Raw genomic sequence first — 17,502 nt, 5'->3', positions numbered from 1 at the left:
ATTTGGTTAGCATTTTAAAAGTACAACTAATTTCATTCTTACTATTATAAAAGAAAGTAAAATCTTTGTTAAAATCGTTATTTCAAAGACATTAATAACTAAAAATCAATAGATTACACTTTTATTGTTTTGAAGTATCTTTCTTATCTCTATTTTTATTTAATCGGATTTTGACCTTTCCATCGTCTCCATCAGTCACTAACAAATGTAAAACTATTCCTCTATTTCGTCTTTCTTTTACTTCTTGTTTATCTTTTATTTCCTTGTCATTTTTCGGATTCCGAAGCGGTACATCTAAGGCTATATTTGTTCCTAATCCAAAGGAATAGACTCCAGCAATATCCATATTTAAAACACTGGAATTAATCTGCATTGGACTAATTGTAACTTTTTCTCCTTTTACATCAAATTTCCCATTGAGTTTACTAAATGTAATATTATCCAAATCTCGAAATGGAAAGGCAAATTTCCCCACATTTTTTATAGATTCAAAACCTACTAATGCTCCTTGATTTACATTAAACTGTACTTCTCCATTCATTGATCTTGGAATCATTATTCCTTTATTTGAGATATTCCCAGACATCGTTGTTGTTGAGGATAAATAGCCTCTAAGGTTTTTTGCTGTCAGGGATTCTAATCCAAAATTATTAAAGGCACCGAAAAACTTCCGAATGTCAACATGATTTACATTGGCCTGAATTGCAAATCGATTACTAGCTCCTGTTTGTGCTAAACTCCCTTTCATCTTTAATGTTCCATCGGCATGATTAACACTTACATTATCTACTGACATTCCCGATTCCGAAAGCAATACATCGGCTGTTGCATTTGTCGCTAAAAACTTGTTGTAAAATATTTTATCTACTTTCAAATGCATGGCTACATTACTCTTTTCGAAAACAGCATTAAGCTCTTCTGTAAAATTGCTTTGCTTGCTTTTCTTCTTATTGGCTTGTATTCTTCTGCTCCCCAAAAACCCTAAAAACTCCGCTAAATGGAGTTGTGGGCTGTATACCTGCCAATTCAAAACAATTTTTTCTGGGGCTGTGTAATACAGATTTAAGAAGTTCTCGACATTTCCCTCCAAGAATACTATACTTTTTCCACTTTGTAAGCGGATATTTTTAATGGATAGATTATCGTCTTTAAAAGATAATGAGATCGCCGTATTTTTAAAATTCAACTGACGGGGTATATAATCTAAATCGGCATCTTTTATTTCTATGGATCCACTAACTAAAGGTTTTGTCAGTTTGAAATCTACCACATCTGATTTGTATGCTAATTTTACATCAGCCGTTCCTTTAGAAAATTTCAGTAAATCATGTCCTATCATATTGTTTAATTTAGGCAAATCGAAAGTCGATTTAAACAAACCTGTCGCTATCGGTTTATCAAAATTATTAATAAAAAAGGTGTCAATTGTAAAAGGTATCTGTTCGTATTCTCCTTTCAAATGGAATAATTTCACCGCAGAATTAGCATCGGTATACCCTTCTCCTTTCACAAAATCATTTGTATATTCTCCTGAGAAATTACACGATTCAATTACTCCTCCTGGAATGCTCAGTCGATTATTTTTAACTTCTGCTTTCACATGAATATAGGGGTCTCCTTCTGCATTCATATCCCCGACCAAATCGCAAGTAACATAAATAGGCTGATTCAAATCGAACTTATTTAATTTTGAGCTGATATTATTGGATAATAAATTGGATGCTCTTTTCCATAGTATATTACTGGCAATGATATTGATTGTAAAGTCTGCATTTTTTGGCCCAACATTAAATTTGGCTCCTATATTAAATATATCTCCTCCTATATTCAAATCGTTCGGGTCTACAGTAATGATTTCTTTGGATTTATTAAAATGAGCAGATAATCGCCCCTCCACCATTTTATCTTTGATAAAACTGCCGTGTACCGTACTAAATGCTAAACTCTTAGCCATTGTAGTAAGTTGGATATCTGCGTCCCAATTACCAAAACTATAATCCATTACGCCATACAGTTCCTTTACTTCAAACTCAAATCGTTTATTGTTTTGTTTGTTGTCTGCAATAAAATTTACATTTTGCAATTGGAATTTTCGGATTTCTGGGTAAGAACCCGAATCTTCTTTGTCTTTCGTTTCTTTTTTCTTTTTACCAAATACTGCCGTATTACTGTATCCTTTTTCATCAGTATAAAGGTAGATTGTCGCATCGTTGATGGTTACTTTTTTAATCTCAATTGTCCCTCTTAATAAAGCTAATGTATTAACTGCTACTTCAAAATCTTTCGCTTCTAACACAGTATGTTGATGCTCTTGCCAAAGGCTGTCTCGCAAGATTATATCTTTTAATTCCAAAGAAACTCTAGGAAATCCTTTCAAGAAAGAAGGCTCCATACTTTTAATGGTTAGGGTACCATTAATATTCTTATTTAATTCGGTTGTAATTAAGGCAAGTACCTTTTCTTTATTTGCATTAACATACCAAGCAGTTGACACATAAGCAATCAGTATGATTACAAAGACTACGCCGAGTGCTCGTAAGGTAATTTTTACCCATTTTGGCAAATGCACTTGCTTCCACCAATCTCTAAATCCATTTATTTTTTTGATCATACTACTCTAAAATAAATACATACTACAATAACCGTTCTTTTTTAGTGGAGGAGGTACGCTAATTTAATCGATTAAATTTTAGTAAACAGTATAAATTTTAGATCTATAACAGATTTTAATTATTTTGGGTTGCAATTGTATTACTTACAATGTGTCCTGTTACATCTTTCAAAGCTTTATCTGTTATAGGATGGCGCCCTGGATAACTAAAGAATTCATAATCTCCACCAGGTGCCGATTTCCCGTACCAGAGCACCGGTTTATTGTATTTAAAAAATGTAGTCGTATCGCAGACATTAACCTTTCGCATATTTTTTATCAACTCATCATTTCGAGCTACAAATTTCTCTCCACTTCCTATAATTTCATCATCACAATTTACAGCTTCATAATGATCCCTTTTCCAAACCATACAATCTTTATTTGGAAAAATAAACCCTGATATAATATAGCTACTAGAAAGTAGTACGGCAAAAACACCTCCTACCCGATGAGTCGTTTTATTTTTTATTGCTCTTAAAAAAAACTTCCTTTTAGTAGGTTTATTTTCTGAATCTCTAGCTTCTAAACTTTCTTGATTATCTAAATCTTTACAATCTCCAATAATACCATCGATAACTATTAGCTCTTTATCTTGTTCATCAACTATTTCTTTCTCAATATCGTCAATTGGTTCCTTTTGATTATATAAATCACTTCCGCTTTTTTCTTCTTTCCCTTTTTTTTCTATTATATCATCTTCTACTTGACTTATTGAATTATGGTATTTCCGAAAAGGACGTAATGAAAAATCTATTAAGACTGCTATTAATTCTATCGTTTCCCATTGAGGGTCAGTCGTTATTCCATTTAAAAAATTTTGTAATGTTCGAAATTTATCTGTATCAAATCTTCTCAGTTGTTGTAATTTCCCATGCTCCTCTTTAAAATCAAAAAAATTATCAAAAGCCCCCTGATCGTCTACATTTAATTTTTCTTTATAAAGAATTACCGATAAATCTTTTAATTTAGAACGCTTTAACGGCACAAAAAAACGCGAATTCTTACCGTTTTTTTCTTCTTCATATTTAGCTTTAACAGCTAATCTATAATCTTCAAAAGTAATTTTATCCATAAATCTACATAATTGAATTCATAAAAAATATTCTCTATTTTATTCCCAAAAAAACAGCGCTAAGTAACTTTTTTTAGTGCAAAACATTTTACGGTTTTCCGTATTCAATAAAAAAGTCGATCTTTAAAAAATGAATGACGGAGTACGGAAACCCGTATTGTGACAGTATATCGAAAGATTATTTTTGACCTCATATCGTAAATATGAATTAATACGTAATCTGATTTTTCAGTTCAAAAAAGTATCCTATGTTTAAAAAAATTCTAATAGCCGAAGATTTTGACACGATGAATTTAGGTCTTGTCCCAATCTTAGAGCAAATTACATCCGCTCAAATTGATCATGTTAAATATTGTGATGATGCCTTTTTAAAAATTAAAAGAGCACTATTTGATAAAGCTCCCTATGATTTATTAATTAGTGATCTTTCTTTTGAAAAAGACCATAGAGAAACAAAACTCAGTAGTGGTAAAGAACTTATAGAGGCTGTAAAGAAGGAACAACCGGATATTAATGTTATTGTTTATTCTGTTGAAAATCGTCCTTATACTATAAAATCTTTATTTGAAGATTCTAATATCAATGCTTATGTGAGTAAAGGACGTGATGGTTCTGTTCAATTATCGAAAGCTGTTACCACAGTGGCACAGGATGAAGATGCTCGCTACATATCCCCCGAATTAGCACATATTCTAACGGACAAATCTATCTTAGAAATCGATGAGTATGACATCCAACTCATCAAGCATCTTTCTGAAGGTTTAGGACAAGAAGAAATTGGTTTCTTATTTAAAAAACAAGATGTTACTCCATCCAGTACAAGTAGTATTGAAAAACGAATCAATAAACTAAAAATCTTTTTTAAAGCTAAAAACTCTATTCATCTCGTTAGCATTGCTAAGGATATGGGGTTAATTTAAAATATTCTCTCTTTAAAAACCAGCTCAATTGAGCTGGTTTTTTTATGCCTTCATTTTTGATAAAATGGGTTTACGGGAATCCGTAAAAAAAACATTGACAATGGTAGTAGGTTTGAAAAGTGAAAATTTACATCAAACTTATAATTAATTATACTATTCAATTATGGACTTCAAAGATCAAATAAAACTTCTTGGTGATCGAGTAACAAAACTTAAAAGCCAAGTACATACAGAAGAGGCAACAAAGAATGCTTTTATCATGCCTTTCATTAAAGAATTGGGTTATGATGTTTTTAATCCTTCGGAGGTAACTCCAGAACTTGTTGCTGATATCGGTTTAAAGCAAGGAGAAAAGATTGATTATGCAATTATGCAAAATGGTGAGCCTATTATTTTGATTGAATGTAAGCATCATGGTGCTCCTCTTACAGTAAATAATGCTTCTCAACTTTTCCGTTATTTTCATACAACTAAGGCTAAGTTTTCAATTTTGACCAATGGTATTGAATATCGTTTTTACACCGATTTGGTAGAAACCAATAAAATGGATGAAAAGCCTTTTTTTGCTTTTGACATCACTGATGTTAAGGATAATCAAATCGAAGAACTGAAAAAATTTCATAAAGCGTATTACGATTTTGAAAACATTGTTAATACTGCTAGCGATTTGAAATATACATTTGAATTGAAAAAACTTATTCATACCGAATTTTCAAATCCAAGTACTGAATTTGTAAAACATTTTACCCGTCAAGTCTATCCTAGCATTATTACAGCAAAAATTTTAGAACAATTCACCAGTCTTACCAAAAAATCAATCCAACAATACATCAGTGATTTAATTACAGAACGTCTTAAATCAGCTCTTACCAAAGAAGGAGAAGTTACGAAAGAACAAGATGCTGCACTTTCTGACACCATCAAAGACGATACCTCAAATATTATTACAACAGCAGAAGAACTAGAAGGTTTCATGATTGTAAAAACAATTTTGAGACAAAAAATAGCTGTTAATCGAGTTATATACCGCGATGCTCAGTCGTATTTCGCAATCTTATTGGACGATAATAATAGAAAAACAATCTGCCGACTTTATTTCAACAGCAGCAAAAAATACATTGCTATCCTCGATGAAAAGAAGAAAGAAATTAAACATGAATTAAATTCATTAGACGACATCTTCGATCACTCCGAATCTCTTTTCAAAGTCTTAGAAATATATGAGAACTAATTTCAATTCAACATCCATACCTCTTATGAAATCACTTTTCTATTGTTTCGTTTTACTATTTACAATCAACTTTTGTACCGCCCAAGTTGCTAAATCAAATGTAATTATAGCTTCCTGTTGTGCGACTGAAGCTCGAAAATGCACTGGCTCCATGTCTTGTACTGCATGTACAAATTGTTCCGGTTGTAAGCACTGCTCCTCTGGCGGAAGTTGTGGAGTATGTAGTTCTGGCAAAAATTCAAATTATACTGAATCTAAATCCTCAACTTCTAAAAACTCATCTAAAGACATCAATATCAATTTCAATTTTAATGTGTATAAAAAGGGAAAAACCGTTACGATTGCACGATCTGTTAATCTAAGAAAAGAGCCTAGTAAGGATTCCGATGTTATTGCAAAAATCAGCAATAAGAATACTTTAAAAATCTTAGGAAATACAGAAGAATGGGTTAAAGTACAAGTATTGGAAACTAAAATAATTGGATATATTCTTTCAAGTAATCTACAATAAACATCTCTCATAATTATGACAAATACTATACTCACTGAAGAACTAAAAAGTCATTTTCTTCGACTTTACCAAATTGCTTTATCCGATGACAATTTTGGAGTTTTGGAACTCCAAATGCTTTATCATTTTGCTGATGAGCGTGGAGTTCCTAAATCGGAAATGGAAAAATTATTATTAAACCCAACTCAACACGAATCGATTATTCCAAACGACATTACCGAACGAATTAATTACCTCTATGATCTTACGCGTATGATACTCGTTGATGATATTGTAACAGAAGATGAAAAAAATGCTTTGAAAAAATATTGCAAAAAATTCGATTTTTTAGAAGAGAACATAGATGATATTACGACCTATCTTATTGATTGTGTCCAAAAAGGAATTCAGAAAGACGAAATTATTAATCAGTTAAACTCATAAACGATGACATCACTAAAACAATTATTCAGTATCAAAAAAACTGAACCACAAATGATGATAACAATCGATCCAGAAGAAGATAGAGAACAAATCCGATATACTTATTATCAAAGTGGATTTGCTGCCTCTACAAAAGCTTCTGGAAGACCGATTACATTTAGAGCTTGTCTTGAAAATGTCTACAACAGCTTTGAAGATCAATGTAGAAAGCAAAAACAGGAACAAATAAGATTAAAACAACCTTATATTGAGGAACAAGAGAAAAACAGGTCTGAGCTTAAAAAAAATGAAACTGCCATAGCTATTTTCGAGAAAAAAGAACAAGATTTAACTGAGGCCATCGACACTACAAAACAGGATATGATTGAGGTAAAACACAATCCTGAAAAACATGGTATTGAGGCGGACAAACGTCCAAAAGCTCAGTTCTATATAGGATTATCTTTATTATTACCTATAACACTTTATTTATTAGTATTTTATATTTCTGCTTCTTATTCTGCTTTTTTTAAAGAGTTTACAGATATCAGCCTAACAGCCGCCATCTTTGATGCTGATGCTTTAAACAATGCTTTTAAAGCCAGCTGGCTAGAAGGTGTACTTGTCATTACAATTCCTTTTGTATTTATGGGTCTAGGATATGTAATTCATATGGTTCAAAAAGGAAAAGGTTTAATTAATGTTTTTAAAATTGCAGCTCTTTTCTTTATTACTTTTTTATTCGATGCTTTATTAGCTTATCAAATAGAGAAGAAAATTTACGATTTCAATAAAACAATAGACTCCTCTCCTTACAATCTAACAATTGCACTAGGAGAAGCAGAATTTTGGATGATCATATTTGCAGGTTTCGTTGTATATATTATTTGGGGGCTCGTCTTTGATTTCGTAATGAAAGAATATGAGAATATTGATAAAATTAAAGCTTTCGTTAGAGCAAAGAAAGAGGAAATTATTAACCTTGAAATACACAAAAAAGATGTCTTAGAAAAGATCAATGAGTGTAAACAAAAAATTACGGCTATCAATGGAATTATTTCCGAATTACAAGCTAAAATTGATGGATTTATTTTCCCTATTAAAGAATACCTACACTATCACTCACAATACAAAGAAGGTTGGTTTCAGGCTATTAATACTGAAATGGCATTGCCAAATAAACAGAAAACAGAATTACTGGAAGATTGTGAATCTATCTCTAGTACTCATTTGAATAATTTAAATTTAGTTCAATCTGATTTTCAACTATTACTGTATCCAAAAAATTAAATGTCATGAATAAAATTTACATTCTCTCGTTCATTTTCATAGTACTACAATCTTGTGGAAATAAAACGGAAACAGTATTAGGTAATCCTAAAACTCATCAAGAAAATTCTGTTTCTAAATCCAACCATTCGAACAATATAAATCTTAGTTTACTGCTTGATTTATCTGATCGTATTGACCCTTTAAAATACCCAAATCCAACAATGGAATTTTACATTAGAGATATTGGTTATATTAAGTCTGCTGCTGAAGCATTTGATAGTCATTTACGAAACAAAAAAGTTGTTCAAACTAATGATAAAATTCAATTATTTTTTGACCCAGAGCCACAGAACAATGAAATTAATACTCTATCGAGTCAATTAAAGTACTCCATAAATAAGAGTAATACTTCAAAGGAGCTAATGGATGAGATTAAAACCTCGTATAATACAAATCCTTCGAAAATATATGATCTTACAATAAAGGATAAGAATTATCCAGGTTCAGAAACATGGAGTTTTTTTAAAAATAGAGTCCAAGATTATTGTATAGATGATTCATATCGAAATATTTTAATCCTACTAACAGATGGCTATCTTTACCATAAAAATTCCAAAAGAAAGGAAGGTAATCAAACCACATACATTACACCCGAATTAATTCGTGAAAATGGATTAAATACTGCCAATTGGAAAGAAAAAATGACGGATAAAAAATTTGGTTTTATTCCTGCTAATGAAGACTTATCTCAGTTGGAAATTCTCGTTATTGGCATTAATCCTGATAAGAAGAATCCTTATGAAGAGGATGTCATTAAAGCCTATTGGAAAGACTGGTTCACTAAAATGAATGTGAAACGTTTTGAAATAAAAAATGCCGATTTACCGTCCAATATGGACAAGATAATCAAGAACTTTATTGAAAATAAAAAATAATTAATAGCTCTATTCTACGCCAATGCTGAAAAAAATCATCTTTCTACTCCTTATCGTTTGTTTTCAGTTATCAGCATTGGCTCAGGTTAAGCTTTGTTCTTGGAACCTCAAAAATTTTGGTAAATCCAAAGCTGATACGACGATTACTTTCATTGCCAAAACTTTAAAAAATTACGATGTAATCGCCATTCAGGAAGTTGTAGCTGGTCCTGGCGGTGCTCAGGCAGTTGCCCGATTGGCCAACGAACTGAATCTAACAGGTACAAAATGGGACTACACCGTTAGTGACCCTACTTCGGGAGATTCTTATAAAAAAGAGCGTTATGCCTTTTTATGGAAAAGCAAAACTGTTCAGAAAAAAGGTAAGGCTTGGTTAGAACAAAAATATCATCTGGAAATTGATCGAGAGCCTTATTTCTGTACCTTTCAATATAAAGGGAAATCATTTACGGTTGTAAATTTTCATGCAATCACCAAGAAAAAGCAACCTGAAACTGAAATTAAATATTTCAAACATCTACCACAACAATATCCTGATAAAAATTTGATTTTTGTTGGTGATTTCAATTGTCCACAATCGCATAGTGTATTCAATCCTTTGAAGAAAATGGGCTATCAATCTGTATTTGTAAACCAAAAAACATCCCTTAAAAATGAGTGTAAAAAAGAAGTATGTCTCGCTTCAGAATTTGACAATATCTTTTATCATTCTTCCAAAATCAAAGTTTTAAATTTTAAACCCATTTTGTTTTATGAGGCATTTGCTTCCTTAAAACAAGCCAAGTACATCTCCGATCATATTCCTATCACCATGCAATTTAGTATCCTATAAACCCATTTCATTAGTATTGTAAATACGGAAAACCGTAATGTTGTGCTTATTGTATATTCTAAGTTTGAAGTATTATAAATACTCAAATTAACAGCATGAATTTACGATTTAAAAAACTGTATTTAGGCCTTTTCACAGCCCTAACTTTCTCATTATTAAGTTGCCGGGAGAATCTTCAAAGCGAACCTCTGGTTTTACAAAGTAAACCTTTACTCTTCATAGGAGAACGCTTGGTTAATGATACCATTAAAGAAGCAAAAACGCTTCATACCAACCCTACTTATAAATACAAATACCGAACTGGTGAGACTCATAATTATTGCTATAATTACGATGTAATTGGTACCGATGAATTGGGTAATACTGTAACGGGAAATATTAATACAAAAGGAAGATACGGTAGTGGGCTCCTGAACAGTGATGAAGGAAAAGAAATGGAAGTTCGGACAGAATGGACCAGTCGTGGAAAATTAAAAGCAATTGATTCTTTAGGTCAATATTATCAACTTATGGTTCCAGAATAAGTTAAGAAATTTAGTACAAAAAAAATTTGTTGTTTAAAATAAAGAAGTACTTTTGGTCCACAAATTTTAAGAAAATTATACATGAAGAAAATTACTTTACTAATTACATTACTAGGTTTATTTGCTACTGGATTTGCACAAGAAACAGCAACTCCAAAAACAAATGGAACTTCATTATTCGGTTTCAGTACTGGAGCAAATTTATCTAACATTAGAGGAAATAAGGTTGCAGAAGAAAATAATAGTGCTTTGGATTTCTTAGTCGGGCTATCTTATGAATACCAGTTTACCGAATCTTTCGCATTAAAAACGGAATTAAACTATGAACGTAAAAGCTTTAAAAAAGATGCTTTCCTAGACGCTACGTCCTCTAGACGTTATGAACTAAAAACTACATTAAATTACATTACAATTCCAATATTGGCAAAGTATAGTTTTGGAAATAACAAAAACTTCTTTATTAACTCTGGACCATTTATGGGTAATTTTATTGATGATACCTTTAAAATTGATGGCAAAAATTTTGATGCAGGGGGAACAATTTTCAAAAATATAGATTTCGGTTGGGCATTTGGTGCTGGTACTAGTATCAAACTAAATAAAACTAATAATTTAAATATTGAAATCCGTAATAATTTAGGACTATCGAACATTAGTAAACTACGTACTATTAATAATGGTAGTGTAAAAACAAACTCAATCAACTTAATTGTAAACTGGAATTTTAATATTTAATTCTTCGTTCAATTTCTATTACTTACTACAGCGATATTACATTCCTTTGGATGTGATATCGCTGTTTTTTCATCTCTATATTCATCATAATTATAATAGATCGTTATGATTTGCATTATTTTGATAACACTACTTCCTGCTGTAATTTTGCATCCTCGAATTTGATATCACAATTGATTATCAAGAAATAATATTAAAAAATACAGTTATGGAATATAGAAAATTAGGTCGTACGGATTTGGAATTATCTGCTATTACTTATGGCGCATTTGCTATTGGAGGAACCATGTGGGGTGGTAATGAGAAAAAAGATTCAATCAATGCGATTCATGCTTCATTGGATCATGGCGTTACTAGTTTGGATACAGCTCCTTTCTATGGTTTTGGACAAAGTGAGGAATTAATTGGAGAAGCTATTAAAGGAAAAGACCGGACTAAAATTCAATTGTTAAATAAATTTGGTTTAGTTTGGGATGGAAGTAATAATAGCAAGGGAGAATTCTTTTTTGATGCAGGATCCGATGGTAAAAGCATCCCTGTTTACAAATATGCTTCCAAAGCCAATGTTATTAAAGAAGTTGAAGAAGGTTTAAAGCGTCTTGGAACAGATTATATTGATTTATTGCAATTACACTGGCCAGATGCTACCACTCCAATTGACGAAACAATGGAGGCCTTACAGTCTTTAATCCAGCAAGGAAAAATATTAGCTGCGGGTGTAAGCAATTATAGTTTGGATCAATTGAAAGAAGCAGAGAAGACCATTCATCTGGCTTCAAATCAAGTTTCTTATAGTATGCTGAATCGTAGCATCGAACAAGACCTTGTGCCTTACAGCGTAGAACACAACATCGGTATTATTGCCTATAGTCCATTAGAACGTGGATTACTAACGGGTAAATACTTCAAGGATGCAACCTTAAAATCTGATGATCATAGAAATGATTATTTTGGACAGTTTAACCCTGAAAAAGTAAAAACCTTCTTAAATACTATTGAACCGATTGCAGCCAGCAAAAATGCTTCTCTTTCACAATTAGTATTGCGTTGGACTACCGTACAACCGGGTATTTCTATTGTATTGACTGGAGCTCGTAACGCGACTCAAGCCATAGATAATGCGAAAGCAATGGATCTTACAATTACAGTAGAAGAATTAACCTTAATCAATACTGCACTAGAGCAAATTAGTCTTTAATAAAAAAGGGGCTTGTACTGTGTACAAGCCCCTTTTTTCTAGTATTCTATAATTTTATCTGAGATTCCCTTGCCAATCTACTTTATCGATAAGCATATTGATGGCTAACCATTCATTTTCTTTAAAATGGGTAACTCGGGTAGCCGATGGATTTATTACAAAACCTACTTTCTCATAGCATTTTATTGCTGAAGTATTCCAATCAAAAACATTTAATTCTGCTTTTGTATACTCTAATTGAGTGAACGAATATTCTAACAGCGCATTGATAATTTGTTGTCCTAACCCTTTACCCCTATGTGCTGTAGATCCTACTAGAATCCGGCATAACTTAACCAGATTTTTATTATTAACCATCAATTCAGCATGACCTACAACAGTATTACTGTCTATTTCTACAACTTTAAAAATCTTTGCATTAGGGTTATCAACGTACTTTTCCAATTGTGTTGTCGTTAATGGATATGTAAAATCCGGTCCGGCAAACTGCATTAATAATTCTTCATTAGGAATCCAACCGATTAATCGGTCGAAATCTTCTCGTTCAAACAATTCTAATTTTATCATTCTTGGTATAATTCTATCATTTCCCATTTCCCTCCTTGTTCTTTTTCTAAATAAACCTGAACTTCTTTATCCTTCTTTTTCCCTTTTACTTTTATCTTTAGATTGGCAATACCTTTTCCATTTCGTATATTAATTTCTCCCGTTGGCACCATTCCATAACCTACAACTCCACCTGTAGCGGTACTAATTTCCTGATTTTGGTCGATCTCTTGAATAGCTGTTTTATAGGCTTCTGAATTCTTGATGGTATAACTGGATTGTAAAAAAACAAAAGTACATGTCCCTATTATTACTAGTAGTAAAATAACTATTCTCATACTTTTACTCGCTTTATTCGGGTTCTTTACAACGACTGCTCTCGCTGCTTTATCACCAAGTCTTCTCTTGTCATTACTCGCCGCTAAAACAATAAATTCAACGGGTAATATAATCAGTAATAGATTTCTAAGTAATAGTCTTCCAAATGAAGGAGTTATTGTATTATCATCCGCATCACGAACCATAATTCCCATAATCCATTTTCCAAGACTCATTCCTTTAATGTTATCTTTGGCAAAATAGATAAACATCCCTATTGGGATAACGGTAAAAATTGCTATCATCAACTTCCCAGCATCTTCCTCATCAGTAAAATTAGGCCCTAAGATTAAAAAAATAAGACTGACATTGATGACTGACAAGACAAAATGGTCAATCATAAAGGCTACAATTCTTCTTTTTCTACTGGACTTCATTAAGGGTTGTTGATTACTTTCGGTCATCACAAAAATTTAAAATGTTTATATAGTTCCAAATATACGAAGCTCTCCAAAGAGATACTATTAGGAAATGATGAATATTTATATAGGTCTCTTTACATAACAAAAAAAGCTTCAAAAGAAAGAGGATTTCTTTTGAAGCTTTTTAATTTTTGATTCTAAAACTATTTGGTAATGTGTGCTCGTAAAAACCAAGCCATCTTTTCATGATGTTCCATTAATCCTGTAATGAAATCACTAGTACCAGCATCTTTATGTTCGTTTGCAAAACTATTTACATTTTCTCTTAAATGAATAATAATGCTTTCATGGTCTTCTAGGAGTTCCGTAATAAAACTAACACTATCGTTCTTTTTTCTATTCGCTTCTGTTAAGTGTGTTAATTTCAAAAAGGCGTCTAATGTTGCGGGTGCATAATGTCCGATAGTACGAATACGTTCGGCTACTGAGTCTACAATTTCATCAAGTTCTCTGTATTGCCCTTCAAAAAATATATGTTTGGTATGAAAATCTGCTCCTTCAACGTTCCAATGTGCATTCCTGGTTTTCGTATACAGTATATATTCATCGGCTAAAATTTTTGCTAATTGATCAGCGACAACCTGTCTATTACTGTCTGTAATTCCAATATTTGCTTTCATGTTATATAATTTAAAAATTAATAATCTGAGGTTAATTTGAACTAAAAAAATATTATTTTCAGGGTTCATTTCGTAGTTGTAATGTACGAAAAATTTAACATTTAGACATCAAGATATAAATTACAATGCGTTAATCTTACGTTAATTAAAGATTTACAAGTCCGTATACCTCGAATTATTATTTCTTCTTATGCAATTGATACCACTGCAATGCAATGATACTTTTGGCATCAATAATTTTATCCCCAATTGCTTTTATAGCTTCATCAATATCGAGTTTAACTAATTCTATATCTTCACTCTCTTCTTCCAATCCGCCACCATCGTATATTTTATCTCGCGATGTCACTTCGCAATAATAAAGATGAATTCGTTCTGATGAACCTCCGGGTGAAACATAGAATTTAGAAATAAACATAGGTGCATCATTCAGTACATAACCCAACTCTTCTTCTACTTCTCTATTCACACATTCCTTAGAATCTTCATCTTGTTCTATCGAACCAGCCGGAAGCTCTAAAATCCAACCTTTATCTTTTTGTGCTGTAGGATAGCGAAACTGATTGGTAAATAAAAAAGTACCTGTATCGCGTTCTTTCAACAATATTGCAACAGAATCACCACGTTCGAATACCTCAACCGTTTTTGTAATTGTATCTCCTTTAAAACGATCAACTTCTACAATGTCTTTTCTAATTTTAAAAAAACCTTTGTATGCTAGTTCTTCTTTTATTACTTTATAATTCATTGTTTGTCTTTTTATTTGAAATGCAATCTTCTAGTAGGAAAGGTACGATTTTTTCTAAACCAACTTCTTTTTCTTCTTCATTCGTAAAATCATTTATTCTTTTACGAGCAACTAGTTTTTTACAATTTCAGTATTCTCTGAATAATTCATTTTCTATTTCAAAATAAATTATGTTTGTAATGCATTAAAAATCAACCACAATTGATCAAAAAACTATTCATTATGAAAATTGCAACAGCAATCTGTTTGTTTTTACTAGGTACTGCTATTCATGCTCAGGAAAAAGAAATTGAGGATTTTAAAAAAGAATTCAATTTTTACATTGATTTTCAATTAAATAAATTCGACTCTATTCCGATCAACACAACCAGTCAAAAGTTGTATAGTAAAAAAGTAGATCTCGCTTTTAAGACTTTTGTAGCACAACCCAACAGTGATAATTACGACAAACTGATTCTTGCTAAAGACAATACTAAATTTTTTAGATTAGATCCTCGATTCTCCATTCATGTAAAATCATTTACAATCAATGACATCGTTTATGCAGTCTATAGTTATACTTCACAAAGCAAATCAAATTACATTGTAAAGAACATCAACAGCAATGAGATTGTATATCAAGGAAGTTCGAACAAACCTTATGTTGATGCTTTGTACCTAATTGACAAACAACATTTTCTTTTAATTGAAAAAAACGGGGATTTTAATTCCAGTCGAAGAGCAATCGTACTATCGGCTGAGAAAAAGGATTGGAAAACTATTTCAGCTTTTAAAGGGTATGATTTGGATAATAATTTCAAGGCAAAAAAACTCCTGCAAAAAAGAAGTGCTTTGTCATTAGAGTGTGATATGGAAATTACTATGTTAGCGCCTAAGGATGTTAATCTAATCTCATTTGATTCCAACACTAAAACAATTTCATACAAACAATATGAAAGCCTTACCAAATTCAAAACTATTGCCGCAAAGTGGGAAAACAATAAGTTTGAAATCGACGATTATCGTGTTCAAAATGTTTTTTAAGTTTTAACACCTTGATGCAAAAAATAAGGCTGTCTTATCAGACAGCCTTAAGTATTGAATTCCAATTATTTTAGTTTTTATTCCAATCAATTTTTCTAGAAATAAACATTACTGCGGCCAGGATGGCAAATAAACCAATACTTCCCACTAATAAAGCATAGTTTTCCAACTGAATAATGACATAGATAAAACCATATAAGGCCGTTAATGATATTCCAATTAACGTCGGGAATTTTCTATTTTTCAAAATCGATAGTGAGTACAAACTAATTAAAATAATTACCGAAAGTGCTGAAACGATATAAGCCGTACGGAAACTACTGTGTTCTGTAATTGAAATCAAAAGTGTATAAAACATAATCAATGCTAGTCCAATCATGGTGTATTGAAAAATGTGGATTTTTATTTTACTGACCGATTGAATCAGGAAGAAAACCAAGAACGTAAGTCCAATTACCAAAAACCCATATTTAGATGCTCTTTCATTCTTTTGATATTCATCAATTGGGATAACGAAATCAACCCCAAAAGCATATTGCTGTAAGTTAGGAAGGCTTCCAAAAGACGATTGAGAGAAAGGGCGATTAATGTGTAATATTTTCCAATTGGCTTCAAAACCATTGGCAGAAATCGTTTTGTTTTTATCACTCGGTAGGAAATTCCCATTAAAGCTTGGTGAAGCCCAATTCGATGTCATTTTAGCTTCGGTTACTTTCCCAATCGGTACAATGTTTATTCTACTGCTACCGTCATATTGGATGGTGAAATCAAATGCAATGTTTTTTACGCCTTTATAATTGGTCAAATTCATAAAGGATGTTTCCAAAGCCTCTGCTCTTGGATTTTCTTCAGAGTTGTAAACGGGTTCGAAAGTAAGAGATTCTGTCCCAAATTTAATTTTCACCTCTTCTTTAATGCTCTTCAGATTTTCTGTTTGAATTAGAATTGTTGCCTTATCCCACTGCACATTTTCCGTTGGAATATTCTTCAAACTAAAGTCAGGTTGAATATAATTTCCTTTGAAATTCATCTTGGTAGTAAATACAACTGCTTCATAATTATTACGTTTTAATAGCTTAGTTTCTACCGTAGCATTATTCTTCAACTCTTCTGGAAAAAAATAGGCGTATTGCGTCTGTGCAGTTCTTGTTTTCGAAACTTGTTTTGTTATCTCATTCACCACTTCACTTTCAAAAAAAACAGTGTATGGCACTTTCAAAATAGGTCCATAAAAATAAACTTCTTTCCCCCATTTGTCTGTAATCTCATGCATTACATCCGATTGACGTAATTCTCGTTCGTGAATCAAATTATTGACCAATTCTAATGGAATTAATAAAAAGAGAGTCAGTATACCGACCATAATCATACGGGCAGTATGGCTCTGAAAAAAGGTACTACTGATAGAGGGTTGCGGATTTTGATTTTGATTTTCCATGATCTAATAAATTAAGTTTTTAATGATTGATTGCTTGTCGTT

The 17,502-nt window shown here is 31.9% G+C and carries 18 protein-coding genes; 11 read left to right on the top strand and 7 right to left on the bottom strand.

Annotated elements, in window-relative coordinates; translation table 11 throughout:
* Positions 1-121: 121 nt before the first annotated feature.
* Both P6733_RS07835 and P6733_RS07830 read right to left on the bottom strand, forming a co-directional pair.
* The gene (locus P6733_RS07835; RefSeq protein WP_306352036.1) at positions 122-2,611 is read right to left on the bottom strand and encodes an AsmA family protein; all 2,490 of its coding nucleotides are present in this window, start codon (positions 2,609-2,611) and stop codon (positions 122-124) included.
* Between the two features lie 115 nt (positions 2,612-2,726).
* On the bottom strand, positions 2,727-3,725 hold the full coding sequence (locus P6733_RS07830) for a hypothetical protein (protein ID WP_306352034.1): 999 nt from the start codon (positions 3,723-3,725) through the stop codon (positions 2,727-2,729).
* Between the two features lie 248 nt (positions 3,726-3,973).
* On the opposite strand from P6733_RS07830, the gene P6733_RS07825 reads away from it, so the two are divergent.
* From P6733_RS07825 to P6733_RS07780, 10 genes are all read left to right on the top strand, one after another.
* Positions 3,974-4,645 (top strand): response regulator, encoded by a 672-nt coding sequence (locus P6733_RS07825; protein WP_306352033.1) that lies wholly within the window; start codon positions 3,974-3,976, stop codon positions 4,643-4,645.
* A 163-nt stretch (positions 4,646-4,808) separates the two neighbouring features.
* A complete protein-coding gene (locus P6733_RS07820) occupies positions 4,809-5,876 on the top strand; it encodes a type I restriction endonuclease (RefSeq protein WP_306352031.1) in 1,068 nt (355 codons plus the stop codon).
* Positions 5,877-5,901: 25 nt separating this feature from the next.
* Complete coding sequence (locus P6733_RS07815) at positions 5,902-6,387, top strand: SH3 domain-containing protein (protein ID WP_306352029.1); 486 nt, start codon at positions 5,902-5,904, stop codon at positions 6,385-6,387.
* Between the two features lie 15 nt (positions 6,388-6,402).
* Positions 6,403-6,810 carry a hypothetical protein gene (locus tag P6733_RS07810; protein WP_306352027.1) on the top strand — a complete coding sequence of 136 codons (408 nt, stop codon included), beginning with the start codon at positions 6,403-6,405 and terminating at the stop codon, positions 6,808-6,810.
* A 3-nt stretch (positions 6,811-6,813) separates the two neighbouring features.
* Entirely contained in the window at positions 6,814-8,079 is a 1,266-nt protein-coding gene (locus P6733_RS07805; protein ID WP_306352026.1) for an ABC transporter permease, read from the top strand.
* A gap of 5 nt (positions 8,080-8,084) precedes the next feature.
* Positions 8,085-8,996 (top strand): hypothetical protein, encoded by a 912-nt coding sequence (locus P6733_RS07800; RefSeq protein ID WP_306352024.1) that lies wholly within the window; start codon positions 8,085-8,087, stop codon positions 8,994-8,996.
* Between the two features lie 22 nt (positions 8,997-9,018).
* Positions 9,019-9,828 (top strand): endonuclease/exonuclease/phosphatase family protein, encoded by an 810-nt coding sequence (locus tag P6733_RS07795; RefSeq protein WP_306352022.1) that lies wholly within the window; start codon positions 9,019-9,021, stop codon positions 9,826-9,828.
* Between the two features lie 95 nt (positions 9,829-9,923).
* Complete coding sequence (locus P6733_RS07790) at positions 9,924-10,352, top strand: hypothetical protein (protein ID WP_306352019.1); 429 nt, start codon at positions 9,924-9,926, stop codon at positions 10,350-10,352.
* 81 nt (positions 10,353-10,433) lie between these two features.
* Positions 10,434-11,087: a porin family protein gene (locus P6733_RS07785; RefSeq protein ID WP_306352017.1), complete on the top strand. Its 654-nt coding sequence runs from the start codon at positions 10,434-10,436 to the stop codon at positions 11,085-11,087.
* A gap of 208 nt (positions 11,088-11,295) precedes the next feature.
* A complete protein-coding gene (locus P6733_RS07780) occupies positions 11,296-12,285 on the top strand; it encodes an aldo/keto reductase (protein ID WP_306352015.1) in 990 nt (329 codons plus the stop codon).
* A gap of 54 nt (positions 12,286-12,339) precedes the next feature.
* Here the strand turns inward: P6733_RS07780 and P6733_RS07775 are convergent, their stop codons facing one another.
* The 4 genes from P6733_RS07775 to P6733_RS07760 all read right to left on the bottom strand — a co-directional run bounded on the left by P6733_RS07775 (position 12,340) and on the right by P6733_RS07760 (position 14,999).
* Positions 12,340-12,852 (bottom strand): GNAT family N-acetyltransferase, encoded by a 513-nt coding sequence (locus P6733_RS07775; protein WP_306352013.1) that lies wholly within the window; start codon positions 12,850-12,852, stop codon positions 12,340-12,342.
* Positions 12,849-13,613, bottom strand: a complete 765-nt coding sequence (locus P6733_RS07770; protein ID WP_306352010.1) for an RDD family protein — start codon at positions 13,611-13,613, stop codon at positions 12,849-12,851. Before P6733_RS07770 ends, P6733_RS07775 begins: the two co-directional genes overlap by 4 nt.
* A gap of 161 nt (positions 13,614-13,774) precedes the next feature.
* A complete protein-coding gene (locus tag P6733_RS07765) occupies positions 13,775-14,251 on the bottom strand; it encodes a Dps family protein (protein ID WP_306352008.1) in 477 nt (158 codons plus the stop codon).
* Between the two features lie 178 nt (positions 14,252-14,429).
* Positions 14,430-14,999 (bottom strand): NUDIX domain-containing protein, encoded by a 570-nt coding sequence (locus P6733_RS07760; RefSeq protein WP_306352006.1) that lies wholly within the window; start codon positions 14,997-14,999, stop codon positions 14,430-14,432.
* A gap of 222 nt (positions 15,000-15,221) precedes the next feature.
* Between P6733_RS07760 and P6733_RS07755 the strand changes: the two genes are divergently transcribed.
* The gene (locus P6733_RS07755) at positions 15,222-16,022 is read left to right on the top strand and encodes a hypothetical protein (protein ID WP_306352004.1); all 801 of its coding nucleotides are present in this window, start codon (positions 15,222-15,224) and stop codon (positions 16,020-16,022) included.
* A gap of 70 nt (positions 16,023-16,092) precedes the next feature.
* Here the strand turns inward: P6733_RS07755 and creD are convergent, their stop codons facing one another.
* Positions 16,093-17,460 (bottom strand): cell envelope integrity protein CreD, encoded by a 1,368-nt coding sequence (creD, locus tag P6733_RS07750; RefSeq protein WP_306352003.1) that lies wholly within the window; start codon positions 17,458-17,460, stop codon positions 16,093-16,095.
* Positions 17,461-17,502 lie beyond the last annotated feature (42 nt).

Origin of the sequence: Flavobacterium aerium (assembly GCF_030766725.1) — a bacterium.
Lineage (GTDB): Bacteria > Bacteroidota > Bacteroidia > Flavobacteriales > Flavobacteriaceae > Flavobacterium > Flavobacterium aerium.
The sequence above is the reverse complement of the archived record's forward strand: the minus strand, read 5'-3'. Positions and strand labels throughout refer to the sequence as shown.

Bases quoted from the DNA above. Each gene is read 5' to 3' on its own strand.
- P6733_RS07835 (WP_306352036.1), bottom strand. From the start codon at position 2,611: ATGATCAAAAAAATAAATGGATTTAGAGATTGGTGGAAGCAAGTGCAT.
- P6733_RS07830 (WP_306352034.1), bottom strand. From the start codon at position 3,725: ATGGATAAAATTACTTTTGAAGATTATAGATTAGCTGTTAAAGCTAAA.
- P6733_RS07825 (WP_306352033.1), top strand. From the start codon at position 3,974: ATGTTTAAAAAAATTCTAATAGCCGAAGATTTTGACACGATGAATTTA.
- P6733_RS07820 (WP_306352031.1), top strand. From the start codon at position 4,809: ATGGACTTCAAAGATCAAATAAAACTTCTTGGTGATCGAGTAACAAAA.
- P6733_RS07815 (WP_306352029.1), top strand. From the start codon at position 5,902: ATGAAATCACTTTTCTATTGTTTCGTTTTACTATTTACAATCAACTTT.
- P6733_RS07810 (WP_306352027.1), top strand. From the start codon at position 6,403: ATGACAAATACTATACTCACTGAAGAACTAAAAAGTCATTTTCTTCGA.
- P6733_RS07805 (WP_306352026.1), top strand. From the start codon at position 6,814: ATGACATCACTAAAACAATTATTCAGTATCAAAAAAACTGAACCACAA.
- P6733_RS07800 (WP_306352024.1), top strand. From the start codon at position 8,085: ATGAATAAAATTTACATTCTCTCGTTCATTTTCATAGTACTACAATCT.
- P6733_RS07795 (WP_306352022.1), top strand. From the start codon at position 9,019: ATGCTGAAAAAAATCATCTTTCTACTCCTTATCGTTTGTTTTCAGTTA.
- P6733_RS07790 (WP_306352019.1), top strand. From the start codon at position 9,924: ATGAATTTACGATTTAAAAAACTGTATTTAGGCCTTTTCACAGCCCTA.
- P6733_RS07785 (WP_306352017.1), top strand. From the start codon at position 10,434: ATGAAGAAAATTACTTTACTAATTACATTACTAGGTTTATTTGCTACT.
- P6733_RS07780 (WP_306352015.1), top strand. From the start codon at position 11,296: ATGGAATATAGAAAATTAGGTCGTACGGATTTGGAATTATCTGCTATT.
- P6733_RS07775 (WP_306352013.1), bottom strand. From the start codon at position 12,852: ATGATAAAATTAGAATTGTTTGAACGAGAAGATTTCGACCGATTAATC.
- P6733_RS07770 (WP_306352010.1), bottom strand. From the start codon at position 13,613: ATGACCGAAAGTAATCAACAACCCTTAATGAAGTCCAGTAGAAAAAGA.
- P6733_RS07765 (WP_306352008.1), bottom strand. From the start codon at position 14,251: ATGAAAGCAAATATTGGAATTACAGACAGTAATAGACAGGTTGTCGCT.
- P6733_RS07760 (WP_306352006.1), bottom strand. From the start codon at position 14,999: ATGAATTATAAAGTAATAAAAGAAGAACTAGCATACAAAGGTTTTTTT.
- P6733_RS07755 (WP_306352004.1), top strand. From the start codon at position 15,222: ATGAAAATTGCAACAGCAATCTGTTTGTTTTTACTAGGTACTGCTATT.
- creD (WP_306352003.1), bottom strand. From the start codon at position 17,460: ATGGAAAATCAAAATCAAAATCCGCAACCCTCTATCAGTAGTACCTTT.